The 23781-nt window shown below is 28.9% G+C and carries 28 protein-coding genes; 24 read left to right on the forward strand and 4 right to left on the reverse strand.

The window, feature by feature from the left end; all coding sequences use genetic code 11:
* The first annotated feature begins 7 nt into the window (after positions 1–7).
* From JWYL7_RS03860 to sigK, 17 genes are all read left to right on the forward strand, one after another.
* Entirely contained in the window at positions 8–862 is an 855-nt protein-coding gene (locus JWYL7_RS03860) for a copper transporter (protein ID WP_066069207.1), read from the forward strand.
* A gap of 14 nt (positions 863–876) precedes the next feature.
* Positions 877–1560: a glycosyltransferase family 2 protein gene (locus tag JWYL7_RS03865; RefSeq protein WP_066069210.1), complete on the forward strand. Its 684-nt coding sequence runs from the start codon at positions 877–879 to the stop codon at positions 1558–1560.
* A gap of 4 nt (positions 1561–1564) precedes the next feature.
* A complete protein-coding gene (locus JWYL7_RS03870) occupies positions 1565–2362 on the forward strand; it encodes an MraY family glycosyltransferase (RefSeq protein WP_066069213.1) in 798 nt (265 codons plus the stop codon).
* Between the two features lie 6 nt (positions 2363–2368).
* Positions 2369–3439: a DUF3866 family protein gene (locus JWYL7_RS03875; RefSeq protein WP_066069217.1), complete on the forward strand. Its 1071-nt coding sequence runs from the start codon at positions 2369–2371 to the stop codon at positions 3437–3439.
* A complete protein-coding gene (locus JWYL7_RS03880; protein ID WP_066069220.1) occupies positions 3436–3966 on the forward strand; it encodes an NUDIX hydrolase in 531 nt (176 codons plus the stop codon). The genes JWYL7_RS03875 and JWYL7_RS03880 overlap by 4 nt, the downstream gene beginning before the upstream one ends.
* Positions 3967–4033: 67 nt before the next feature.
* Positions 4034–4654, forward strand: coding sequence for a hypothetical protein (locus JWYL7_RS03885; protein ID WP_066069223.1), 621 nt, complete (start codon positions 4034–4036; stop codon positions 4652–4654).
* Between the two features lie 14 nt (positions 4655–4668).
* A complete protein-coding gene (locus tag JWYL7_RS03890) occupies positions 4669–5553 on the forward strand; it encodes a tyrosine-type recombinase/integrase (protein ID WP_066069225.1) in 885 nt (294 codons plus the stop codon).
* Between the two features lie 112 nt (positions 5554–5665).
* Positions 5666–6835, forward strand: a complete 1170-nt coding sequence (locus JWYL7_RS03895) for a phosphopentomutase (RefSeq protein ID WP_066069227.1) — start codon at positions 5666–5668, stop codon at positions 6833–6835.
* A gap of 11 nt (positions 6836–6846) precedes the next feature.
* Positions 6847–7656, forward strand: coding sequence for a purine-nucleoside phosphorylase (locus JWYL7_RS03900; protein WP_066069228.1), 810 nt, complete (start codon positions 6847–6849; stop codon positions 7654–7656).
* A gap of 10 nt (positions 7657–7666) precedes the next feature.
* Positions 7667–8485: a purine-nucleoside phosphorylase gene (locus tag JWYL7_RS03905; RefSeq protein ID WP_066069229.1), complete on the forward strand. Its 819-nt coding sequence runs from the start codon at positions 7667–7669 to the stop codon at positions 8483–8485.
* 5 nt (positions 8486–8490) lie between these two features.
* Entirely contained in the window at positions 8491–9816 is a 1326-nt protein-coding gene (locus tag JWYL7_RS03910; RefSeq protein WP_066069232.1) for a pyrimidine-nucleoside phosphorylase, read from the forward strand.
* A 108-nt stretch (positions 9817–9924) separates the two neighbouring features.
* Positions 9925–10932 (forward strand): endolytic transglycosylase MltG, encoded by a 1008-nt coding sequence (mltG, locus tag JWYL7_RS03915; protein WP_066069235.1) that lies wholly within the window; start codon positions 9925–9927, stop codon positions 10930–10932.
* Positions 10933–10974: 42 nt separating this feature from the next.
* On the forward strand, positions 10975–11625 hold the full coding sequence (locus JWYL7_RS03920) for an O-methyltransferase (RefSeq protein ID WP_066072338.1): 651 nt from the start codon (positions 10975–10977) through the stop codon (positions 11623–11625).
* A 5-nt stretch (positions 11626–11630) separates the two neighbouring features.
* Entirely contained in the window at positions 11631–12866 is a 1236-nt protein-coding gene (locus tag JWYL7_RS03925) for a peptidase U32 family protein (RefSeq protein WP_066069237.1), read from the forward strand.
* Complete coding sequence (gene udk / locus JWYL7_RS03930; RefSeq protein ID WP_066072341.1) at positions 12859–13494, forward strand: uridine kinase; 636 nt, start codon at positions 12859–12861, stop codon at positions 13492–13494. The genes JWYL7_RS03925 and udk overlap by 8 nt, the downstream gene beginning before the upstream one ends.
* A 60-nt stretch (positions 13495–13554) precedes the next feature.
* Positions 13555–15228 (forward strand): peptidoglycan D,D-transpeptidase FtsI family protein, encoded by a 1674-nt coding sequence (locus JWYL7_RS03935; RefSeq protein ID WP_066069239.1) that lies wholly within the window; start codon positions 13555–13557, stop codon positions 15226–15228.
* 76 nt (positions 15229–15304) lie between these two features.
* The gene (sigK, locus tag JWYL7_RS03940; RefSeq protein ID WP_066069240.1) at positions 15305–15946 is read left to right on the forward strand and encodes an RNA polymerase sporulation sigma factor SigK; all 642 of its coding nucleotides are present in this window, start codon (positions 15305–15307) and stop codon (positions 15944–15946) included.
* A 26-nt stretch (positions 15947–15972) separates the two neighbouring features.
* Here sigK and JWYL7_RS10765 read toward each other — a convergent pair whose 3' ends face one another.
* The gene (locus JWYL7_RS10765) at positions 15973–16089 is read right to left on the reverse strand and encodes an SPOR domain-containing protein (RefSeq protein ID WP_331721852.1); all 117 of its coding nucleotides are present in this window, start codon (positions 16087–16089) and stop codon (positions 15973–15975) included.
* On the reverse strand, positions 16074–16658 hold the full coding sequence (locus tag JWYL7_RS03945) for an N-acetylmuramoyl-L-alanine amidase family protein (RefSeq protein WP_331721851.1): 585 nt from the start codon (positions 16656–16658) through the stop codon (positions 16074–16076). The genes JWYL7_RS10765 and JWYL7_RS03945 overlap by 16 nt, the downstream gene beginning before the upstream one ends.
* A gap of 136 nt (positions 16659–16794) precedes the next feature.
* On the opposite strand from JWYL7_RS03945, the gene JWYL7_RS03950 reads away from it, so the two are divergent.
* From JWYL7_RS03950 to JWYL7_RS03975, 6 genes are all read left to right on the forward strand, one after another.
* Positions 16795–17478 carry an acyl-CoA dehydratase activase-related protein gene (locus JWYL7_RS03950; RefSeq protein ID WP_072280164.1) on the forward strand — a complete coding sequence of 228 codons (684 nt, stop codon included), beginning with the start codon at positions 16795–16797 and terminating at the stop codon, positions 17476–17478.
* Positions 17450–18565, forward strand: coding sequence for an acyl-CoA dehydratase activase-related protein (locus tag JWYL7_RS03955; RefSeq protein ID WP_066069242.1), 1116 nt, complete (start codon positions 17450–17452; stop codon positions 18563–18565). The genes JWYL7_RS03950 and JWYL7_RS03955 overlap by 29 nt, the downstream gene beginning before the upstream one ends.
* Before the next feature lie 117 nt (positions 18566–18682).
* Positions 18683–19525, forward strand: coding sequence for an acyl-CoA dehydratase activase (locus tag JWYL7_RS03960; protein WP_334292122.1), 843 nt, complete (start codon positions 18683–18685; stop codon positions 19523–19525).
* 168 nt (positions 19526–19693) lie between these two features.
* Positions 19694–21004: an NfeD family protein gene (locus JWYL7_RS03965; RefSeq protein WP_066069245.1), complete on the forward strand. Its 1311-nt coding sequence runs from the start codon at positions 19694–19696 to the stop codon at positions 21002–21004.
* Position 21005: 1 nt separating this feature from the next.
* Positions 21006–21995, forward strand: coding sequence for a flotillin-like protein FloA (floA, locus tag JWYL7_RS03970; protein ID WP_066069248.1), 990 nt, complete (start codon positions 21006–21008; stop codon positions 21993–21995).
* Positions 21996–22008: 13 nt separating this feature from the next.
* On the forward strand, positions 22009–22413 hold the full coding sequence (locus JWYL7_RS03975) for a hypothetical protein (protein WP_066069252.1): 405 nt from the start codon (positions 22009–22011) through the stop codon (positions 22411–22413).
* A gap of 27 nt (positions 22414–22440) precedes the next feature.
* Here JWYL7_RS03975 and JWYL7_RS03980 read toward each other — a convergent pair whose 3' ends face one another.
* Complete coding sequence (locus JWYL7_RS03980) at positions 22441–22815, reverse strand: class II SORL domain-containing protein (RefSeq protein ID WP_066069254.1); 375 nt, start codon at positions 22813–22815, stop codon at positions 22441–22443.
* A gap of 82 nt (positions 22816–22897) precedes the next feature.
* Positions 22898–23383: a 4Fe-4S binding protein gene (locus tag JWYL7_RS03985; protein WP_066069257.1), complete on the reverse strand. Its 486-nt coding sequence runs from the start codon at positions 23381–23383 to the stop codon at positions 22898–22900.
* 160 nt (positions 23384–23543) lie between these two features.
* Here JWYL7_RS03985 and JWYL7_RS03990 point away from each other — a divergent pair, with 160 nt between their 5' ends.
* On the forward strand, positions 23544–23780 hold the full coding sequence (locus tag JWYL7_RS03990; protein ID WP_066069259.1) for a YabP/YqfC family sporulation protein: 237 nt from the start codon (positions 23544–23546) through the stop codon (positions 23778–23780).
* Position 23781 lies beyond the last annotated feature (1 nt).

The raw sequence follows: 23781 nt of genomic DNA on the forward strand, positions 1-23781 counted from the left end.
TTATTTAATGAGTATAAATATGAAATATTATATAGTAACAATAAGTGCTATATTTATATCGCTAGGAATAGGAATATTAATAGGTTTTAATTTAAATACTGATGGATTAATTCAAGAGCAACAAGGACAAATAATTCAAAGATTAGAAGAAAGATTTCAGAATATAAAAAACGAAAATGAAATGCTTGAAAATAGAATTTTAAATTTATCTAGAAAAAATGATAAACTTAATAAATATATAGAAACTACATATAATTATGTTATAGACAATAAAATAGAAGGAAAAAAAGTAGGTATAATACAAACTACTGAAGATTATTTTTATACAAATACAAAGGAATTTATACAATCAGCAGGTGGAAAAGTTTATTTTGAAATAATTTTAAAGGATAACTTACTAGATGTATCAGACTTTTCTACATTTGATGGACAGATAAATTCTAAAGAAGAATTAGTATTGTATATCTTAAGACATATTTACGAAGAGAAGAATCTCGACAATTTAATAAAGCTTAGAGATAAAGGTATGATAGATATAAAAAATATAGATTTAGAATTTGAAAATTTAGATTATGTAATCATACAAGGAGGAAGCATACATAATAATGAAGGAAAAATTGAACTATTCGATAAAAAGATAATAGAATACTTCAAAGATAAGAACGTATCTTTAGTTGGAACAGAAAGAAGCGATGTTGAAATATCTTATATACCATTTTACAAAAAATCAAAAATTTCAACTGTAGATAATATAGATGAAGTTACAGGAAAAATATCGCTTGTAATGGTTTTAAAGGGAAATAAGGGACATTTTGGAGAAAAAGATACAGCTACGGATTTTATGCCATTTGAATTAAAATAAATGGAGGAAATAAAATGGAAAAAAATATAAGTATAATAATACCAGCTTATAACGAAGAAAGTAGAATAGAAAAGACACTAGATGGACTTAAAGATATAAAACTTATAAATCAGATAATATTAGTTGATGATGGATCGAGTGATAAAACATATGAACTAGCTTCTAAATATGAATTTGTAAAAGCTTATAAACTTCCTAAAAATATGGGTAAAGGCTATGCTTTAAACTATGGCTTAAGTAAAGCATTAGAAAAGTCAGATATAATAGGATTTTTAGATGCAGATTTAAAAGAAACATCTAGGGAAGTTGAAAAGCTAATTATTCCTATATTAACAGAAGATATAGATGTAACAATAGCAAAGTTTCCTAAAGCTAAGCGAAAAGGAGGATTTGGTTTAGTAAAAAAGCTTGCAAGATATGGAGTGAAATATTTAACTGGAGAAGATATACAAAGTAGCCTTTCTGGACAAAGGGTATTTAAAAAACAAGTGCTTATGGAATTTGAAAAAATACCTTTTGGATATGGAGTTGAAGTAGGTATGACAATAGATATATTAAGAAAAGGATACAAAATAAAAGAAGTTGAAGTTAATATGACACATAATGAAACAGGAAGAAATTTAAAAGGATTTATCCATAGAGGAAAGCAGTTTATGCATATACTTTTGATATTGATAAGTAGGATATTAAAGAGGTGATAACTTGATATATATTATATTTATAATTGGATTAATTGGAACAAAGATAATTATTCCATACTTTAAAAGTCTTTTAATAGAAAGTAATATAACTAAAAAGAACTATTTAGGAAAAGAAATACCTGTTTCTATGGGAATAGTTTTCTTACCATTTTTAGTTATAAATTCTATAATCTTAAGATATTATATAGAAAACAATATCATATATTCATATTTATTTGGAGCAATCGCAATGGGGTTTGTAGGAATTATAGATGATCTTATCGGAACAAGAGATGTTACAGGTCTTAAAGGTCATATTAAAAGTTTAATAAAGGGAAAGCTTACAACAGGAGGATTTAAAGCTTTATTTGGAGGATTTGTAGCACTTTGTATATCAGTAGGTATATCTAAAAATATACAAGATATAATAATAAATACTATGATGATAGCTTTATTTACAAACCTTTTAAATTTACTGGACTTAAGACCTGGAAGATCAATAAAAGGATATCTTTTTATATCAGTATTATTTTTTCTAAGTGTCAACAGCTATGAAAAGATTTTAATAGCTTTACTAACTGCAAATGTAATTGCTTACTTTAAGGAAGATATAAAGGCATTGTCAATGATGGGTGATGCAGGTTCAAATATCTTAGGAGTATGGCTTGGAATTATAAGTGCAAACAGTTTTAATATATATACAAGAATAGCTATATTGATTGGATTAATACTTATTCATATAATAACAGAAAAGTATTCGCTTACGAAAATAATAGAAAATAATAAGTTTTTAAACTATATAGATAAATTGGGAAGGTAAAGAGGTATGATCAGCAAAAAAATAGGAATAGTAGATAGTATAGTTTATGAAGATTTTCATATACAAGAAATAAAAGTGATAATAGAAAATAAAGTACAAAAAGCTATAAATTATATATCTTTAACAGGTAATGTAAATGTAGGTGATGAATTACTATTAAATACTACAGCTGTAGAATTGAATTTAGGAACAGGAGGGGCTCACTTTGTAATTGCTAACTTAAATAATTTAGAAAGCAGCTTAACTGGTGGCGGACATATAATGAAACTAAGATATACTCCTTTTCAATTAAAGGTATTTGCAGCTGAAGAACAAGAAAGTAAATATCATGACATTATAAACAACTTTAAATCTTTAGATAACCTTCCTGTAGCAGTAGGAACTTTACATAGTATGTTAGTACCTTTTGTAGCGGTTATAAAAAAAGCTGACCCTACAAAAAAAATAGCGTATATAATGACGGATGGGGCAGCTTTACCTATTCACCTGAGTAAAAATGTAAAGCAGCTAAAACAAAAAAAATTAATAGATGCTACTATAACTATAGGAAATTCATTCGGAGGAGATTATGAGTGTGTAAATATATATACAGCTTTAATAGTGGCAAAAGAAATAATAAAAGCTGATGTAGTTTTTGTTTCGATGGGTCCTGGAATTGTAGGAACTGGAACAAAATATGGCTTTTCAGGAATAGAACAAGGATATATATTAGATGCGGTTGTTACATTAGGTGGAGAGGCTATAGCTATTCCTAGAATAAGTTTTGCAGATAAGAGAGATAGACACAAGGGGATAAGTCATCATACAATAACTATACTTAAAGATATTGTTAAATCTAAAGTTATAGTTCCTATAAATATACAAGATAGCGATAAGAAAAAATATATATATGATCAAATAAAACACAATAAAATCGAAAAACATAAATTTGTATTTATGCAATCCGATAAAACAAAAGAATGTTTAGAATATTTTAAATTAAATGTAAAGAGTATGGGAAGAAGCTATGAAGAAGATGAAGAATTTTTTAAATCTTCATCAGGAGCTGGCGCATACATATTGGAGGGATTGAAATGATTTTAGAGGAAAAAACTCTAAGTTCAGAAAAAATATATAATGGAAAAATAATAAATTTAAGAATAGATACAGTTGAACTTCCAGATCATAAATATCAAAAAAGAGAAATAGTAGAACACCCTGGTGCAGTTGCTGTTTTAGCTATAACAAAAGAAAATGAGATTATAATGGTCAAACAGTATAGAAAAACAGTGGAAGAAACATTATGGGAAGTTCCAGCTGGAAAACTAGAAATAGGAGAAGATCCTAAAAAATGTGCAATGAGAGAATTAAAAGAAGAAACAGGTTATTCTTGTAAAAAAATTGAATTAATAAATACTTTCTATACATCACCAGGTTTTTCTGATGAAAAAATGTATTTATACCTTGCTAAGGATCTAGTAGAAGGTGATCCAAATCCAGATGAAGACGAGTATGTTGAAATTCATAAGGTGAAAGTAGAAGATGCATTAGATATGTTACAAAACGGAACTATAAAAGATGCTAAAACTATTATAGCAATTTTAATGTCTAAACAATTAATATAATTTAGTAATAAGCCCCTTCTTTTATACATAAAATTATGTAAAGTGATAATAAGAAGGGGGTTTTACTTTGAAAAAAATAGGAATAAACCTAATTTCCAAATCTAACCATAGCATATTTATAGGTTTTATCATTTTTATATTGTTATTAGGGATTTCTTTAGGGGTATATTTAAATAAAATATATCCAGATAGCACAAGCTATATTATGGAGTATATATCTAGGACAAGTAACTATTATACTGATTCAAGTTACAGCGTATTAAATCTTATGTACATAAATGGAAAAAATGATTTTTTCTATTTGCTTTCTTTATTAGTTTTATCTTTAGGAGTTTTTACATGGCCGCTAGCTCTTTTGGTTATATTTTTAAAGGGAGTTTCTGTAGGTTTTACAGTTAGCACTTTAGTAATAGGATTTAACTTTTCGTATTTGAAAATGATATTTTTTGTTTTAGTAAAAAATATAGTAATAATGCCTTTTTCTATAGTAGTTATGGTTGTTTTATTTAATTATGTAAAGAATGCATTTTCAGCAATAAAAATGAGCAGAAAGTTTAAAAATAAGTACTATATTACAAGATTAGCTAAAAAATATATCATAAATTCGATGGCTATAATAATACCTGCTGTATTAGTTCAAGGATTTATAAATGGAATACTTATATTTATTACTCAAAGAATATTTTGATAGGAGAGTTAAAAATGCAGGATGAAGTTATAAAGCAGTATTCAAATTATCTAAATAAAGAGAAAAAACTTTCTAATAATACAATAAACTCGTATTTAATAGATCTAAAAAAGTATTTATCTTATTTAAATGAAAAAGAAATAAAATTAGATGAAGTATCTGAAAATGATATATTTAGTTTTTTAATTTATTTAGAAAAAAGTAATGTTTCAGTTTCTACACTTTCTAGAACAATATCTTCTATAAAGTCTTTTTACGACTTTCTTTTCTTAACTAAAAAAATAGATTCAAATCCAACATCTAAGCTTAAAAAACCTAAAGTAATTAGAGACAAAGTAGATGTTTTAACAGAAACAGAAGTAGAAAAAATATTAAATTCTCCTGATACTAAAACCATTAAAGGAATAAGAGATAAAGCTATTTTAGAAACATTATACGGTACAGGAATGAAAGTTAGTGAACTTATAGAATTAGATTTAGATGATATAAATTTAGATCTTGAATATATAGTTTGCAAATCATCAAAAAATAGTAGAATAGTTCCTCTATCTAATATAACGAAAAAATATATATCTAAATACTTAAATGAATCTAGAGAAAATATAGTGAAAAATAAAAATGAGAAAGCCTTATTTGTAAATTCTAAAGGAGAAAGATTTACAAGACAAGGTCTTTGGAAAATTATAAAGACATATGCTAAGATCTATGATATAGACAAAAATGTAACTCCTAGAATGCTTAGACATTCTTTTGCTATTCATCTTTTAAAAAATGGAGCAGATATGAGTGTTGTAAGCAAAATATTAGGCAACACAAACTTATCTAGCCTTGAGGGGTATTTAGTTCATATAGATAAGAATATAAGAAGTGAATTAAAACAAAAACATCCTAGGACATAGAAAACGTTTATTTTTATACGAAGAAAAGGGTATAATTATAATTGAAAAACAATTATAACAGTGCTATAATTTAGGTATTTCCTGCGAAAAATATCGAAAAAGGAGGATACAAATGAAAAGAGTAATACTAGTAGTTATGGATAGTATTGGAATTGGTGAATTGCCTGATAGTGAGAAATTTGGAGATAAAGGAGTAAACACTTTAGGCAATATAGTAAAGGCTTGCCCAGATATAAAAATACCAAATTTAATTAAACTAGGGATAGGAAATATAGATGGAGCTGACTTTATTGAAAATATTGATACTCCAATAGGATCTTTTGGTAAATGTTCAGAAATATCACAAGGAAAAGATACAACAACAGGTCACTGGGAAATGGTTGGTCTAGTTGTAGACAAGCCATTTAAAACATTCCCAAATGGATTTCCAAAAGATGTTATAGATGAATTTGAAAAAAGAACAGGAAGAAAAGTTATAGGAAATAAGCCAGCTTCAGGGACAGCCATATTAGATGAACTAGGAAAGCAGCACATGGAAACAGGAGATGTAATAGTTTATACGTCTGCGGATAGCGTTTTTCAGATAGCTGCACATGAAGAAATTGTAAAATTAGAAGAATTATATGAAATGTGTAAAATAGCAAGAGAAATACTTATGGGTGATAATGCAGTAGCTAGAGTAATAGCTAGACCATTCATAGGAACAGAAGGAAATTTTGTAAGAACAGCTAATAGAAGAGATTTTTCATTAGATCCATATGATACTACTATCCTTAATAACATAAAAGACGCAGGATTAGATGTTATAGGAATAGGAAAAATTGAAGATATATTTAATGGAAATGGTATAACAGAGGCTGTTCATACAAAGGATAATTTAGATGGAATAAATAAAACAATAGAATACATAAAAAAGGAAAACAAAGGATTGATATTTACTAATTTAGTAGACTTTGACTCAAAATATGGACACAGAAGAGATGTTCAGGGATACAAAAAAGCTATAGAGGAATTAGATGCAAAAATACCAGAAATAATAGATAACCTAAAAGATGATGACGTATTAATTTTAACTGCAGATCATGGAAACGATCCTACTTATAAAGGTACAGATCATACTAGAGAATATGTTCCAGTTTTAATTTATGGAAAGTCTGTAAAACAAGGAGTTAATTTAGGAATAAGAAATAGTTTTGCAGACATAGGAGCGACTATAGCTGATATTTTAAATGTTGATATGCCTAAAGCAGGAGAAAGCTTTAAAAATATAATAATAAAATAGGAGGAATTAAAATGGAAAATATAATGAAAGCAGCACAATTTATAGAATCTAAAATTGATGTAAAACCAGAAATAGGACTAATATTAGGATCAGGGCTAGGAGTATTAGCAGATGAAATTGAAGATGCAAAAGTTATAAAATATGAAGAAATACCAAACTTTCCAGTATCGACAGTAGAAGGTCATAAAGGGCAATTAGTAATAGGAAAGTTAGAAGGAAAAAATGTAATAGCAATGCAAGGAAGATTCCATTACTATGAGGGATACACAATGCAAGAAGCTACATTCCCAGTTAGAGTAATGAAATCTTTAGGAGTAGAAACAATTATAGTTACTAATGCAGCAGGAGGAGTAAATAAGTCTTTTACACCTGGAGATTTAATGATAATTACAGATCACATAAACTTTAGTGGAAATAATCCTTTAATAGGCCCAAATGATAATAGATTAGGAGTTAGATTCCCTGATATGTCTAAAGCTTATACACCAGAACTTATACAACTTTCAAAACAAGCTGCAAGCGAACTTAATATAGATGTAAAAGAAGGTGTTTATGCATTTATGACAGGACCAAGCTACGAAACTCCTGCAGAAATAAGAATGCTTGATAAGATAGGAGCAGATGCGGTAGGAATGTCTACAGTTCCTGAAGTAATAGTAGCTAGACACAGTGATATGAATGTTATAGGTATATCTTGCATAACAAATATGGCAGCAGGTATATTAGATCAACCTCTAAACCATGAAGAAGTTATAGAAACTACTCAAATGGCTAAAGAAAAATTCATTAAGCTGGTTAAGAAAATAGTAAATAAAATCTAGGAGGATTTTTATGAACACCACACAAATAAAACAGGCCGTGGATTATATAGAATCTAAAATTGATGTAAAACCAGAAATAGGACTAATATTAGGATCAGGTCTAGGAGTATTAGCAGATGAAATTGAAGATGCAAAAGTTATAAAATATGAAGAAATACCAAACTTTCCAGTATCGACAGTAGAAGGACACGAAGGGCAATTAGTAATAGGAAAGCTAGAAGGAAAAAATGTAATAGCAATGCAAGGAAGATTCCATTACTATGAAGGATATACAATGAAAGAAGTTACATTTCCTGTAAGAGTAATGAAATCTTTAGGTGTAGATACATTAATAGTTACAAACGCTTGCGGAGGACTAAATCCTAATTTTTATGCAGGAGCCTTAATGATTATAAATGATCATATTAATTTTACAGGTGCAAATCCTTTAATAGGCCCAAATGATAGTCAGTTAGGTGTAAGATTTCCAGATATGTCAACAGCTTATGATAAAGAGTTAATAAAGTTAGCTAAAGATGTTGCAAATAAGCTAAACATAGAGATATTTGAAGGGGTTTATGCAGGAATATCTGGTCCTAACTATTTTTCTAAAGCAGAATTAAATATGCTTATAGTATTTGGTGCAGACACAATAGGAATGTCTACAGTGCCAGAGGTTATAGTTGCTAGACATAGCGGTATGAGAGTTTTAGGTATATCGTGTATAACTGATATGGCTATACCTAATGAGCACCTTGAGGTTTTAACTCATGAACAAGTAGTAAAAGTTGCACAAAGGACAAGGCCAAAATTTATATCACTAGTTAAAGAAATAGTAAAAGAGGTGTAAATGATATGAGAATGTATGACATAATAAAGAAAAAAAGGGACGGACATGAGCTTACAAAAGAAGAAATAAACTTTTTTGTAGAAGGATACTCAAAAGGAGAAATACCTGATTATCAAGTATCAGCTCTTTTGATGGCTATTTTTTTAAGAAAGATGACAAAACAGGAAACTGTTTACTTAACAGATGCTATGATGAGATCAGGAGATGTTATAGACTTATCTAGAATAGACGGAATAAAGGTAGATAAGCATAGTACAGGAGGAGTAGGAGATAAAACTACAATAGCTTTAGCGCCATTAGTAGCATCTTGCAATGCTCCAGTAGCTAAAATGTCTGGAAGAGGACTAGGTCATACTGGAGGAACACTAGATAAACTTGAATCTATACCAGGTTTTTCTATAGAAGTAGATCAAGAGAAATTTATAGAAAATGTAAATAAAATTAAAGTTTCTGTATGCGGACAAACAGCAACAATAGTTCCAGCAGATAAAAAATTATATGCACTAAGAGATGTAACTGCTACTGTAGATAATATTTCGTTAATAGCTAGTAGTATAATGAGTAAAAAATTAGCTTCGGGAGCAGATGCTATATTACTTGATGTAAAAACAGGTAGTGGTGCATTTATGAAAGATATTGAAGATTCATTTGCACTAGCTAAAGAAATGGTTGATATAGGAAATGGAATGGGCAGAGAAACTATAGGTATAATAACAGATATGGATCAACCACTAGGATATGCTGTTGGAAATGCTCTAGAGGTTATAGAAGCTATAGATACTCTAAAAGGAAAAGGGCCAAAAGATTTTACAGAGCTTTGTTTAAACTTAGGTGCTTACATGCTAATGCTAGCTAAGGTAGCAGATAATTATGATGATGCAAAACAAATGCTACAAGAGTCTATATCTTCTGGTAAGGCACTTGAAAAATTAAGAGAATTTATAAAAGCTCAAGGTGGAAATGATCAAGTAGTAGATAATTATGATTTATTCCCAGGAGCATCACATGTTGTAGAATTAAAATCTCCTAAAAAAGGATATATCTCTAAAATAGAAGCAGAAGAAGTTGGAGTAAGTGCATTAATTTTAGGCGCAGGAAGAGAGACAAAAGAAAGTGAAATAGACTTAGGTGCAGGAATAGTTCTTCGTAAAAAAGTAGGAGATTTTGTTGAAGAAGGGGAAACTTTAGCTCATATGTATTTAAATGACATGTCAAAACTTGACAGTGCAAAACAAAGATTATTGAATGCTTATACAATAGAAGATAAAAAACCTCAAGAAAGAAAACTAATTTATGGCGTTGTAACTAAAGATAATATAGAAAGATTCTAATAAAAGAGCAAGGATTTCCTTGCTCTTTTTTCATTCGTTTCTATTGTAAAAATAAGTCTAAAATTATATAATTATATAGATAAATAACTATTAAAATGGGGTAGTGTTATGATAAAAAAAAGATCTACAATACTGATAATTTTATTTATTTTTACAACCATAGCTTACTTTTATAATCAAATAGGACCTTATGATAAAAAAAGTATAGACGAAGTAATAGTAAAAATACCAAAAGGTAGCTCAGTTTATGAAGTAGCTGACATTTTATTTGAAAATCATCTCATAAAAAGCAAATTATTTTTTGTAAATTTGTCTAGAATAACTAATAAAGATAAAAATATAAAAGCAGGAACATATAAAATTCCTCAGTACTTTTCAAATAAAGAAATATTAGAGCTTCTAAATTCAGGCAAGATATATAAAGACTTTATAATAGTTACAATACCTGAAGGATTTGAATTAAAACAAATAGCTCAAAGACTAGAGCAGCAAGGACTTGTAGATAAAAATAAATTTATAGATTTAGCAAATGATGTAGATAATTTTAAAAGAGAATTTGACTTTTTAAATGAAGAAGGTATTACTTCTTTAGAAGGATATTTGTTTCCAGATACTTACTACTTAGAAAAAACTTTTTCTGAAGAAGCTATAATTAGATTAATGCTTAGAAGATTTAGTGAAGTTTACAACAAAGAGATAAGACAAAGACAAAAAGAACTTGGGTTATCTTTAAATGAGCTTATAACACTTTCTTCAATAATAGAAAGAGAAGCTAAGTTAGATAATGAAAGAGCTTTAATTTCAGCTGTTTTCCATAATAGAATGAAAATAGATATGCCTCTTCAATCTTGTGCTACTGTTCAGTATGTCATAGGAGAAAGAAAGGCTATATTATCTAATTCTGATATTCAAATAGATTCTCCTTACAACACTTATAAAAATAAGGGACTACCACCAGGACCTATAGCATCTCCTGGAGAGGCTTCTATAAAAGCCGCGTTATATCCTGCAGATGTAGACTATCTTTATTTTGTAGCAAAGAAAGATGGCAGTCATAGTTTTGCAACAAACTACAATGATCATCTTAAAAACAGAAGAGAAAACTTAGGAAGATAGGTGGGATATGCCACCTATTTATTTGTGAGAAAGGATGGTTTTGTGAATAATATAGTAAATGAATTAGTTGAAAAATATATAAAGCAGACTGTAAATACAGGTTTTGATTTATCGTGCATGGAAAAATATGCAAAGGAGCACAATGTACCTATAATACAAAAAGAGGTTGCTTCTTTTTTAAAGGTATTACTTAAAATCCATAAGCCCAAAAGAATATTAGAAGTAGGAACAGCAATAGGATATTCATCTATATTATTTGCTTTAAGTTTAGATAAAGAATGTCAAATAATCACAGTAGAAAGAAATGAAGAGATGATAAAAAAGGCAACAGAGAATATAAAAAAGTTCGGATTACAAGATAATATAACTATAATAGATGGAGATGCAAAAGAAAAGCTTAAAGAGATAGATGGAAATTTCGATATGATTTTCTTAGATGCAGCAAAAGGTCAGTATAAGATATTTTTTGATATAGTAATAGACAAGCTAGATGTAGGAGGATTGCTTATATCAGATAATGTTTTATACAAAGGAATGATAGCTAGTGATGAATTTTTAATTAAAAGAAAAAAGACAATAGCAAAAAGAATGAGAGAATATTTAGACTATATATGCAATTGTAATTATCTTGATACAAGCTTAGTTCCAATAGGAGACGGAATAGCACTTAGTTATAAAAAGGAGAAGAGGTGATCTCATTGGAAAAAATAGAACTACTTGCACCAGCTGGAGATTTAGAAAAACTAAAAATGGCAATTGTTTACGGTGCAGATGCTGTATATTTAGGAGGAGAGGCATTTGGACTTAGAGCAGGGTCAAAAAACTTTACCAAAGAAGAAATGGCTGAAGGTGTCGAATTTGCACACGAAAGAGGCAAAAAGGTATATGTAACAGTTAATATAATTCCACATAATAAAGATTTTGAGGGGTTAGAAGATTATCTAAAAGATTTAGAAAAAATAGGTGTAGATGCAGTAATAGTTTCAGATCCTGGAGTTTTATATATGGTTAAACAAGTAATACCAAATATGGAAGTGCACTTAAGCACTCAAGCAAACACAACAAATTATATGAGTGCTAACTTTTGGTATAACCAAGGAATAAAAAGAATAGTAGTAGCTAGAGAATTATCCATAGAAGAAATAAAAGAAATAAAAGAAAATATTCCAGATGATATGGAAATAGAGGCGTTTGTACATGGTGCTATGTGTATATCTTATTCTGGAAGATGCCTTATAAGTAATTATATGACAGGAAGAAATGCAAATAAGGGAGAATGTGCTCATCCTTGCAGATGGCAATATTATCTAGTAGAAGAAAAAAGACCAGGAGAGTATTATCCAATTTATGAAGATGAAAGAGGAACTTTTTTCTTTAACTCTAAAGATCTATGCTTGATAGAATATATACCGCAATTAATAGAATCTGGAATCAAAAGTTTTAAAATAGAAGGAAGAATGAAAACTTCTTATTATGTTGCAAGTATAGTTAGAGCATATAGGATGGCAATAGATGAATATTACAAAGATCCTAGAAATTGGAAATTTAACCCTATGTGGCTAGATGAAATCAAAAAAGCTAGTCATAGAGATTTTACAACAGGATTTATATTTAAAAAGCCTACAGCTGAGGATCACCACTATGGGTCTAGTTCTTACATAAGAACTTATGATTTTATTGGGCTTGTCAAAGAATATGATGAAGAAAATCAAATAGCAATAGTTGAACAGAGAAATAGAATGTTTACAGGTGAGCAAATAGAAGTTATGGGACCTTATACTGAAACTAAAAATGCAGTTATAGAAAAAATGTGGACAATGGATGGTGAAGAAATAAATGTAGCACCTCATCCAAAACAGATTATAAAAATGAAACTAAACGTAAAAGTAAAAGAAAACTATATGTTAAGAAAGGAGATAAAAGATGATAAATAGGCCTTTGATAATTGGAATAACAGGAGGATCAGGATCAGGAAAAAGTACTGTAGTACAATCCATACTAGAAAATGTACCAAAAGAGAGCATAGCAATGATAGAACAAGATGCCTATTATAAAGACCAAAGTCATCTTCCTATGAATGAAAGATTAAATACAAATTATGACCATCCATTAGCTTTTGATAATGATTTGTTAATAAGCCATCTTAAAGATCTAATAGAAGGAAAGAGTATAGAAAAACCAGTATATGATTTTGAAAACCACACAAGAAAGAAAAATGAAACAGTAAAGATTGACCCAAAGGATATAATAGTAGTAGAAGGAATAATGATTTTAGAAGATGAGAGATTGAGAAATATGCTTGATATAAAAATATTTGTAGATACAGATTCTGATCTTAGAATACTTAGAAGAATTCAAAGAGACATAAGAGAGAGAGGAAGAACTGTAGATTCAGTTATAGAGCAGTATCTATCTACCGTAAGACCTGCTCATATGCAATTTATAGAGCCATATAAAAAATATGCAGATATAATAATGCCTGAAGGAGGATATAACACAGTAGCTATAGATATTGTAGTAGCAAAAATAAGATCTATAATCCAATCAAAAGTTAATAAATAATCAATGTATTAGCCCCCTGCTATTTGGGAAAAATAACACAAAATAGCAGGGGGTGTTTTAATGTACATAAAGTTAGATAAGTTAATGATGAAAAGATTGTATACGCTATTTTATTTGTTTATATTCATATATATATCAATAACAGGAAAGCTTGCATATATTCAGATTTATAAAGGAAGAGAATATTACAATAGAACAGTAAGGCAAAGTGAAATAAAGGTAGATCTAACTAGTAATAGAGGCATTATATATGACAGAAATGGAATACCTCTTACTGATGTAGATAAGGAAAAAGTGCTTGTAGTATTAAAAAATAGATTAATTTCTAATAATGAAAAAGTAATTTTAGACACACAAACCTTAAATTTGATAAAGAGTATAACTAAAATGTCAGAAGCACAGATATATACTAATCTTCAAAAAAGTAGCGATATTATAGAGTTTAAGATAAATAATTTAGATGATGATCTAGAAAGACAAATAAAAAACAAAAGGGGGATGTTGATTGTAGAAAAAACGTTTAGATATTCAAAGGATAATATATTATCTCATGTTATAGGATACATAAATGAATATGACAATGTAGGTGTAAGTGGTATAGAAAAAGCGAAAGATAACTACTTAAAATATAATGAAAGACAATATGTAGAAGTATTTTTAGATGCTCATAGCAATGTTATACCAGGAAGTTTTAGAGAAAATAGAGAAGATAATAAAAACGCAAAACATATAAAAACTACTATAGACTATAACATACAAAGAGTAGTAGAAGAGGTTATGGATAAAAATAGAATAAATGGAGCTGTTGTAGTTTCTAATGTAAAAACAGGGGAAATATTAGCTATGGCCTCTAGGCCAAACTTTGATGTATATAAAATAGGAGATTATGTAAAAAGCTCAGGAGATGAACTTTTAAATAAAGCTATCCAGTGCACATATCCTCCCGGATCTGTATTTAAAACTATTGTAGCTTTAGCAGCTTTTGAAGAAGGAGTAGTAAAAGAAGATGAAATATTTAACTGTCAAGGAGATATACAAGTTGATGGACTTACAGTAAGATGCTGGAAAGAAGGTGGACATGGAGAGCAAACATTCGCTGAAGCTTTTTATAATTCTTGTAACACAACTTTTATAGAAATTGGAAAAAGGGTTGGAAGCGAAAAAATATTAGAAATGGCTAAAAGAATGGGACTTTACGAAAAGGTAGGAATTGGACTTAGTGAAGAAAAAGCAGGTATAATGCCAAAAGGTGATAAAGCAAAAGGAAATGCAATAACTAATATATCTATAGGTCAAGGTGATATAGAGGTGACACCATTACAAGTAAATCAAATGACACAAATAATAGCAAATAATGGCGTATATAAAAGGTTATATTTATTTGATTCTGTCTTAAATCAAAGAATGAATGAAATCGAAAAATTCAATAAAGATAAAGAAAAAGTTATCATATCACCCTTTATAGTAAATAGAGTAAGAGATCTTATGGAAGGAGTTGTAATCCAAGGAACAGGAAGAACAGCACAGGGACTTGAAGGAGAAAGTGCAGGAAAAACAGGGTCAGCTGAGAGTTATATACGTGGCAAAAAGATAGTTCATGGCTGGTTTACTGGATATCATCCATTTATTGATCCTAAATATGCTATAACAGTATTTGTATATGATGGTAAATCCGGAGGGGGAGCAGCAGCTCCTATATTTAAAGAAATTATAGAAAATATAAATAACAATTAAATTTAAAGTACAGGCACAATAGAAAATTCACCCTCATATAATATAAAATGACTTGTAAATTGGGGGTGAATTTATAGTGCCATCTACAAAGTCTTTTCCTAAACCATTAACCCCTAAAGAAGAACTAGAATACTTAAAAAAATTCAAAGAAGGAGATGAGCAATTTAAAACTATATTAATAGAAAGGAATTTAAGACTAGTAGCTCATATTGTAAAAAAATATACAAATTACTATGAAGATGCTGAGGATTTAATATCAATAGGAACGATAGGTCTGATAAAAGCCATAGAAACTTATAACATGGAAAAAGGAACTAGACTAGCAACTTATGCTGCTAGATGTATAGATAATGAAATACTTATGATGTTAAGATCAAACAAAAAAAATAAAAGCGAGGTATCATTACATGATCCTATAGGAGTAGATAAGGAAGGAAATGAAATAACCCTTATGGATATATTAGGAACAGAATTAGATGATGTAATAGATGAAGTCGATTTAAAAATAAAGGTTAAAAAATTATATGAAAAAATAAACAATATACTAACAAACAGAGAAAAAGAAATAATAGAGCTAAGATATGGACTTACATCTAGTGGATATAAAACTCAACGAGATATAGCAAAGAAACTTCAAATATCTAGGTCATATGTATCAAGAATAGAAAAAAGAGCGCTGAAAAAACTAAAAAAATGTTTAGAATGTGAAAAAGAGTAAAAACCCCTATTATCATAGGGGTTTTTTTAATCTATTTCAAATTGCATTATAACAGCATCAAATCCTGCTTGTTTTAGTTTTTCTACTTGTTTTCTAGCATTTTCTATATTACTAAAAGATCCTGCTATTACTCTATATACCACTTTTTTACATTTGCATTTTCAAATACATACTTTTCTTTATATTGTATACCGACTTGATCAAGTATAGACATAACTATTGATTTTACTATTTCATCTTTTTTAGAATCAAATAACTTATTATCTTGAGAGTTATCTATAAATCCAATTTCTATCAAAATAGCAGGCATTTTTGTTTGTCTTAACACATAAAAATTAGCTGTTTTTACACCTCTATTTCTAAATCCTAACTCAACTAATCCTCTTTGAACTTTCTGAGCTAATTGCCTAGACTTTATAGAAGCATTTTCAAATATATAAGTTTCTACTCCTTGAGATTGTTCTGGCACATAAGCATTTCTATGAATAGATATAAAATAGTCTGCGTTATTAGAATTTGCTAGATTAACTCTTTCTTGTAGTTGAACAGTTACATCATCTTTTCTAGACAATATAACTGTAATATTGTGTCTTTTTAATTCATCTGCAATAAGATTTGCTATCTCTAAAGTGTCATTTTTTTCTAATCTATCCCTATATGTTGCTCCTGGATCAACCCCACCGTGACCAGCGTCTATGAAAATCTTAATCATAATCCACCTCCTAATAAGTTTATTCCTTATATTTAAATATGCAAAAAGATCTAATTTTGCTATGAAAATAGATTTAAATGTATAAAATATGAAAAAAGCTTAATAATACTAAATGTGAAAAGATAGGAGGGAATGTATGTCAGTTAAAATTGGAATACCTAAAGCACTTTTGTTTCATAAATATTCTTGTTTATGGACTACTTTTTTTGAAGAACTTGGAGCTGAAGTTATAGTATCAGATAATACAAATAAAAAAATTTTAGACCAAGGAACAAACAATACCGTTGATGAAGCATGCATACCTATTAAGTTGTTTCATGGTCATGTATTGAGTCTAAAAGACAAAGTTGATTACATATTTATGCCAAGAATATTAAGTTTACATAAAAAAGAATATATATGTCCTAATAATTTATATGATAAATATATGAATATGAATTCAATAGATAAAATTAAAGCTAAAGGAGATGTATTAACTCCAGAGATGATAGATAAAGCTATTATAGATGAATATTCAACTAAGTATAAAGGTAAAATATTTTGGTCTTTTGCAAGAAAACTTATAGGATCTACTCTTTACTTGGTTGAAAACAATCTTGCAGATGGAGTTATATATATTTCGTCTTTTGGATGTGGAATAGATTCAGTTGTTGAAGAGATTGTAGAAAGAATAATAAAAAAAGAAAGCAATATTCCATATATGCTTTTAACACTAGATGAGCATAGTGGAGAAGCTGGTATAAATACTAGGCTTGAAGCATTTATAGATATGATAAAATGGAGGGATACAAATGAAAATAACATTTCCGCACATGGGTAATATATATATTCCATTGAAAGTAATATTTGATGAACTAAAAATAGATGTAGTTATTCCTCCAAAGTGCAATAAAAAGGCACTTGAAATCGGAACAAAATATTCTCCTGAGCTTATTTGTGCTCCGTTTAAGCTGAATATAGGAAACTACATACAGAGCATAGAAAAAGGCGCAGATACTATATTTATGCTAGGAGGATGTGATGTTTGTAGGTTTGGAATGTATAATGTTTTGCAAAGAGATATACTAAATGACTTAGGATATGATGTTGAAATGATATGCACAAATTCATTCACAAACATAAAGGAAATAAAAAGTTTTATAGAAAACCTAAAAAAAGTATCAAAAGAAGCTAGCTATGTAAAATTATTAGATGTATTTAGAAAAGGTGTGAAAGTTTTATTTGAAATAGATGATTTTGATGATCTTGTAAACAAAATAAGACCAAGAGAAAAAAATAAGGGAACAGTGGATAAGCTTTATAGCGAGTTTGAAAAACAAATAAATAAATCAAAAGGATATAAAGAAACAATAAATACAATAAGAGAATATAAACAAAAACTAAATGAAATTGATATAGATAAAGAAAAACAAATTTTAAAAGTAGGATTAGTTGGAGAAATATATACAGTTATAGAGCCTTTTATAAACCTAAATATAGAAAGAAAATTGGGTAATATGGGAATAGAAGTACACAGATCTATAACAGCAAGTGAATTTTTAAGAGAACAGATGGATTTTATACCTTTTATTAAATCAGAAAAAGAAATAGTGCATAAAGCTGCGAGCAAATATTTATCACATCAAATAGGAGGGCATGCTCTTTGTACAATAGGAAATACTGTTAAGTATAGCCAAGAAGGATATGATGGAGTAATACATTTACTACCATTTACTTGTATGCCTGAAATAGTAGCGCAAAGCATTCTTCCTACTGTTGAAACAGAAAACAATATACCTGTATTGACTCTTGTTTTGGATGAAATGACAGGAGAAGCTGGGTATTTAACAAGAATAGAAGCATTTGTAGACTTATTAATAAGAAGAAGAGAGGTTATGAAAGATGAAACGAGTTTATCTTGGAATTGATGTAGGTTCTGTAAGTACAAATATAGTTATTATAGATGAAAATAACGAAGTAATTCAAAAACTTTATATAAGAACAATGGGGGCAATCCAATAAAGGTACTAAAAGAAGGATTAAAGATGACTAAAAAAGCACTCGATGATATGGGACAAAAGGTAAAAATATCAGGAGTAGGTAGTACTGGAAGTGGAAGAGATCTTGCAAGTGTTATGGTTGGAGCAGATGTTGTAAAAAATGAAATCACAGCTCATGCAGTAGCAGCTTTAAACTTTATACCTGATGTAAAAACTATTTTAGAAATTGGAGGACAAGATTCAAAGATCATTCTTATAAGGAATAATGTTATAAGTGACTTTGCTATGAATACAGTTTGTGCAGCAGGAACAGGTTCTTTTTTAGATAGACAAGCAGCAAGATTAGGAATTCCTATAGAAGAGTTTGGGAAAAAGGCATTAAACTCAAAAACAAAAGTAAGAATTGCAGGAAGGTGTGCAGTATTTGCAGAATCAGATATGATTCATAAACAACAATTAGGATACAGTCAAGAAGATATAATAAATGGACTTTGTGAAGCATTAGTTAGAAATTATTTAAATAATTTAGCTAAGGGCAAAGAAATACTATCACCAGTTGTATTTCAAGGTGGTGTTGCTGCAAATGTAGGAATAAAAAAAGCATTTGAAAATGCACTAAATTGTGAAATTTATGTACCTGAACATTACAATGTTATGGGTGCTTTAGGAGCTGCTTTACTTGCTAAGAAAGAAGTTGAAAATACAGGAAAAACAAACTTCCTAGGATTTGAAATAGCAGATAGTAACTTTAAAGTAAGTGGATTTGAATGTGATCATTGTCCGAATGTTTGTGAAGTTGTAGGTATTTATAAAGATGACGAATTATCAGCAAGATGGGGAGATAAATGTGGAAAGTGGAAGGATTTAAATGTTCAATATAGTTTTTAGATAGTATAAAGGGTATCTATAAAGATATCCTTTTTATGTTTACTATTTTAACTTAAGGGTATATCTAATAAAAATATAAAAATTGATAACAATAAATTAAACATATTTAGGATGGAAAATATAATATTAATAAAGTATAATATAAAACATATTAAAAGGGGTGATTTGTTGAAAAGAGTATTCGTATTTTTAATATTTTTAACTACTGTGTTATCTGTACTTTTTAATCCGTTTATAACTAGCAGTGTATTCTCTAAATCGAATAAATCTGTTTATGTTATAAATATAAAAGGGGAAATTAATCCAGGAACATATTACTATGTAAAAAATTCTATACAAAAAGCAGAAATTGAAAATGCTAATTTAATATTATTTGAAATAGATACAATGGGGGGGCGTGTAGATTCTGCTGTTAACATAAGTGATGTTATAGTTTCTACAAAGATACCAACAGTTGCATATATAAACAAAAAAGCTGAGTCAGCAGGTGTTTTAATAAGTATATCTTGCGATAAAATATATATGGCTCAAGGAGCTACTATAGGATCTGCTGAGACTATACCTTATACAGAAAAGAATATATCTTACTGGACTAGTCAATTAAGGTCTGTAGCACAGCAAAAGGGAAGAGATGATGATATTGTTGCAGCTATGGCTGATAGAGATATACAAATAGAGGGAATTATAGATAAAGGAAAACTTTTAAATCTAACTACAAAGCAAGCTAAAAAAATAAATTTTATAGATGGAGTGGCCAATTCAAGATATGAAATATATTCAGATATAAAAATAGAGAATTTAAATGAGGTAGTTTTAGAAAAAAGTTTGTTTGATAGTTTTGTAGACTTTATAAATTCAACATATATTGCTCCTATACTTTTAGCATTAGGATTTATTGGTCTTATTGTTGAAGTTATTACACCAGGTTTTGGTGTAGGAGGAGTAGTTAGTATATTGGGATTTGGATTGTTTTTTGGAGGTTCAGTACTAGGTGGAAGTGCTAGTGCGTTTGTATTTTTTGTATTTTTTATAGGTATTGCATTTTTGCTTTTAGAAGCTTTAGCACCTGGATTTGGAGTATTTGGGATGTTTGGAATACTTACTATAGTAATAAGTATAGTTATGGCTTCAAATTCATTAGCACAAGCGTTAATTTATATTGTTATATCTATGGTATTAACTATACTTGCAACTATCTTTTTGATTAAGAAGTTACCTAAAAGAAAAATATCTAAAACATTACTTTTAGATACTAAGCTTAATAAAGAAGAAGGATTTATACCTTATAAAGAGAAGAAAGAATATATAGGAAAAATCGGAGTTAGTATTTCAGACTTAAGACCTTCAGGAAAAATAAGGGTAGATGATGAAATTTTAGATGCTATCTCAGAATCTTCCTATATAGAAAGAGGTAGGGCAGTACAAATTATTCAAATAAATGGAAATAAAATAATAGTAAGAGAAATTAGGGAGGGATAGTATGATTTTGGGTCCAATAATATTTTTAGGTTTGATAATTTTATTTTTGTCACTGTTTTTTAGCTTCATTCCAGTAGGTCTTTGGATAACAGCTTTATTTTCAGGAGTTAAAATATCTATATTAACACTTATAGGTATGAGATTTAGAAGAGTTTTACCAGCAAAAATAGTTAATCCAATGATTAAAGCCACTAAAGCAGGGTTAAACATAAGTATAGACAAACTTGAAGCCCACTATTTAGCAGGTGGAAATGTAAACTCAGTTGTTGATGCGTTAATAGCAGCTCAAAGAGCTAATATAAATTTAGAGTTTGAGCAAGCAGCAGCAATAGACTTAGCTGGTAGAGATGTACTTGAAGCAGTTCAAGTAAGTGTAAATCCAAAAGTTATAGAAACTCCGAAAATAGCAGCAGTATCTAAGGATGGAATAGAAGTTATAGCAAGAGCAAGAGTTACAGTTAGAGCTAATATTGAAAGACTAGTAGGAGGAGCAGGTGAAGAAACTATCATAGCAAGAGTTGGAGAGGGTATAGTAACTACAGTAGGTTCTTCAGATAGTCATAAAGCAGTACTTGAAAATCCTGATAGAATATCTAAAACAGTTTTAGAAAAAGGATTAGATTCAGGAACAGCATTTGAAATACTTTCAATAGATATTGCAGATGTAGATGTGGGAAGAAACATAGGTGCTCAGCTTCAAACAGATCAAGCAGAAGCAGATAAGAAAATTGCTCAAGCAAAAGCAGAAGAAAGAAGATCTATGGCTATAGCAAGAGAACAAGAGATGAAAGCTATGGTAGAAGAAATGAGAGCAAAAGTTGTTGAAGCAGAGGCACAAATACCACTTGCAATAGCAGAAGCTTTTAAAAATGGAAATTTAGGGGTATTAGATTATTATAATCTAAAAAATGTAATGGCTGATACTAATATGAGAGAATCTATAGCTAAAATGGGTGATAAAAAAGATCAAAAGCCTAACCAAAAGCTATAAAGGGCGTGGTTAAATGGAAGGTATTATTTTTATAATTGTAATGGCAGTTATAAATGCATTCTTAGGTAAAGATAAGAAAGAAAATAAAAAAAGTTTGTTTGAACAGCTAAATATAAACGATATATTTGAAAATGTAAAGAATAACATAGATGCTGTAAATCAAGAAATACAGCCAGAAAAGATAGAAACTCTAAATATTGAAAAAATATATAAAAATACTAAAGAAGATGTTAAACCTGACAAGGTTATTTGCTACAAGCAAGAAAAAGTTGATAAAAATGATAGTAATAAAAAAGTTTTAAAAGATACACAACAAGATACAAAACAGGATGACTTTGATTTATTTTCAGATCTAGATAGCTTAAAAAAAGGTATAATTTTAAGTGAAATTTTGTCTAAACCAAAGAGTTTAAGGTAAAATAAAAGCACCCTTAGGGTGCTTTTATTATTCTACCACTATATCTTTACTATTTTCCCAAAGTCCATGTATATTGCAATAACTTAAGGCGTATATAGTTCCAGATTTACTTAGTACTACATTTGATAACCCTACAGGTTCTGTAAAAATAGAGCTTTCTCCATGAGAAGAAAAATTAAAGCTAGCAAGTTCTATAGGGAATTTTTCACCTTCTGGATGGAAAAACACTTTTATCCATGAAATGTGATGTTCAAATGTATTAGGATGTTTTATTTCATCTCCAATAGATACTTTAAGATCAAAACTTTCATTTAATTTTACTTTTTCAGGAGCATGTATAACAGGTACATGTTTTTCACCTTTCCAATCTCCAGATTGTAAAAGATTCTTTAAGCTTTTCATTGTAGATACCTCCTAATATTTTTATCTACAATATTTATATCCAAAACTGTTTTGGATAAACATTTTAAAAATAAATACTTTTCTATTTAGAAGATTTTTTGTTAATAACATTATCTATAAGACCTGTCGCATGGCCCATAGGACACACTTGGCACCAAGATCTAGGCTTGAATATAATTCCCATTATTATACCAACAAGTAAAGATGCCATCATAAATCTAAATAAAGAAAAACCTATTTTAGTAATATCAGGACCAGCATGAACAAGTGATATAGCAAGCATAGTTATCATAAGAGTTAAAATTATATTTTTTACAGTATTAGTCTTGAATGATTTAGGCAAATTGTTGTTCATGCTTATATTTTTAAGAAAGTTTCCAAGCAATGATCCTCTAGGACAATAGTGAGAACAATGAACTTTACCTCTACCTTTTATAGCATGATACATAGGGACTGTCATACATACAAATCCTAAAACTCCAAACCTTATATCTAAAATTGATAAGATTATAAATAGCATCATAAATACCCAAGACCACTTCATATGAGATTTACGTTTTGTTTTCATAATTATTACCTCCTTTATATTTACACTATCTTTATATCGTTATATTACGATATAAAGATAAAAGTGTCAAGAAGTTTTTCGTAACCAAACAAAACTATGGAATAAAACTAGTAATCAAATAATTTAAGTTTCATAAAATTATATAAGAGGGGGTGGGTTAATGTTTGACTTACCAAGTGATTTGGAAGTTACTTTACCTAGAGTAACAACTATTGGTAATAAAAGTATAAAAATAGAGAATTATATAGCGATTATAGAATATTCAGATAAAATGATAAAAATACAAACCAAAAACAATATACTAAAAATACATGGAGATAACTTGATTATAAAATACATAACAGAAGAAGATGCTCTTATAGAAGGTAAAATATATTCAATAGAATACTGGGTCTAAG

Origin of the sequence: Alkalithermobacter thermoalcaliphilus JW-YL-7 = DSM 7308 (assembly GCA_001584565.1) — a bacterium.
GTDB lineage: Bacteria > Bacillota > Clostridia > Peptostreptococcales > Peptostreptococcaceae > Alkalithermobacter > Alkalithermobacter thermoalcaliphilus.

Coding starts and splice junctions, on each gene's coding strand:
- JWYL7_RS03860 (WP_066069207.1), top strand. CDS start 8: ATGAGTATAAATATGAAATATTATATAGTAACAATAAGTGCTATATTT.
- JWYL7_RS03865 (WP_066069210.1), top strand. CDS start 877: ATGGAAAAAAATATAAGTATAATAATACCAGCTTATAACGAAGAAAGT.
- JWYL7_RS03875 (WP_066069217.1), top strand. CDS start 2,369: ATGATCAGCAAAAAAATAGGAATAGTAGATAGTATAGTTTATGAAGAT.
- JWYL7_RS03880 (WP_066069220.1), top strand. CDS start 3,436: ATGATTTTAGAGGAAAAAACTCTAAGTTCAGAAAAAATATATAATGGA.
- JWYL7_RS03890 (WP_066069225.1), top strand. CDS start 4,669: ATGCAGGATGAAGTTATAAAGCAGTATTCAAATTATCTAAATAAAGAG.
- JWYL7_RS03895 (WP_066069227.1), top strand. CDS start 5,666: ATGAAAAGAGTAATACTAGTAGTTATGGATAGTATTGGAATTGGTGAA.
- JWYL7_RS03900 (WP_066069228.1), top strand. CDS start 6,847: ATGGAAAATATAATGAAAGCAGCACAATTTATAGAATCTAAAATTGAT.
- JWYL7_RS03905 (WP_066069229.1), top strand. CDS start 7,667: ATGAACACCACACAAATAAAACAGGCCGTGGATTATATAGAATCTAAA.
- JWYL7_RS03910 (WP_066069232.1), top strand. CDS start 8,491: ATGAGAATGTATGACATAATAAAGAAAAAAAGGGACGGACATGAGCTT.
- mltG (WP_066069235.1), top strand. CDS start 9,925: ATGATAAAAAAAAGATCTACAATACTGATAATTTTATTTATTTTTACA.
- JWYL7_RS03935 (WP_066069239.1), top strand. CDS start 13,555: ATGTACATAAAGTTAGATAAGTTAATGATGAAAAGATTGTATACGCTA.
- JWYL7_RS03945 (WP_331721851.1), bottom strand. CDS start 16,658: ATGATTAAGATTTTCATAGACGCTGGTCACGGTGGGGTTGATCCAGGA.
- JWYL7_RS03950 (WP_072280164.1), top strand. CDS start 16,795: ATGTCAGTTAAAATTGGAATACCTAAAGCACTTTTGTTTCATAAATAT.
- JWYL7_RS03955 (WP_066069242.1), top strand. CDS start 17,450: ATGAAAATAACATTTCCGCACATGGGTAATATATATATTCCATTGAAA.
- JWYL7_RS03960 (WP_334292122.1), top strand. CDS start 18,683: ATGACTAAAAAAGCACTCGATGATATGGGACAAAAGGTAAAAATATCA.
- floA (WP_066069248.1), top strand. CDS start 21,006: ATGATTTTGGGTCCAATAATATTTTTAGGTTTGATAATTTTATTTTTG.
- JWYL7_RS03975 (WP_066069252.1), top strand. CDS start 22,009: ATGGAAGGTATTATTTTTATAATTGTAATGGCAGTTATAAATGCATTC.
- JWYL7_RS03980 (WP_066069254.1), bottom strand. CDS start 22,815: ATGAAAAGCTTAAAGAATCTTTTACAATCTGGAGATTGGAAAGGTGAA.
- JWYL7_RS03985 (WP_066069257.1), bottom strand. CDS start 23,383: ATGAAAACAAAACGTAAATCTCATATGAAGTGGTCTTGGGTATTTATG.
- JWYL7_RS03990 (WP_066069259.1), top strand. CDS start 23,544: ATGTTTGACTTACCAAGTGATTTGGAAGTTACTTTACCTAGAGTAACA.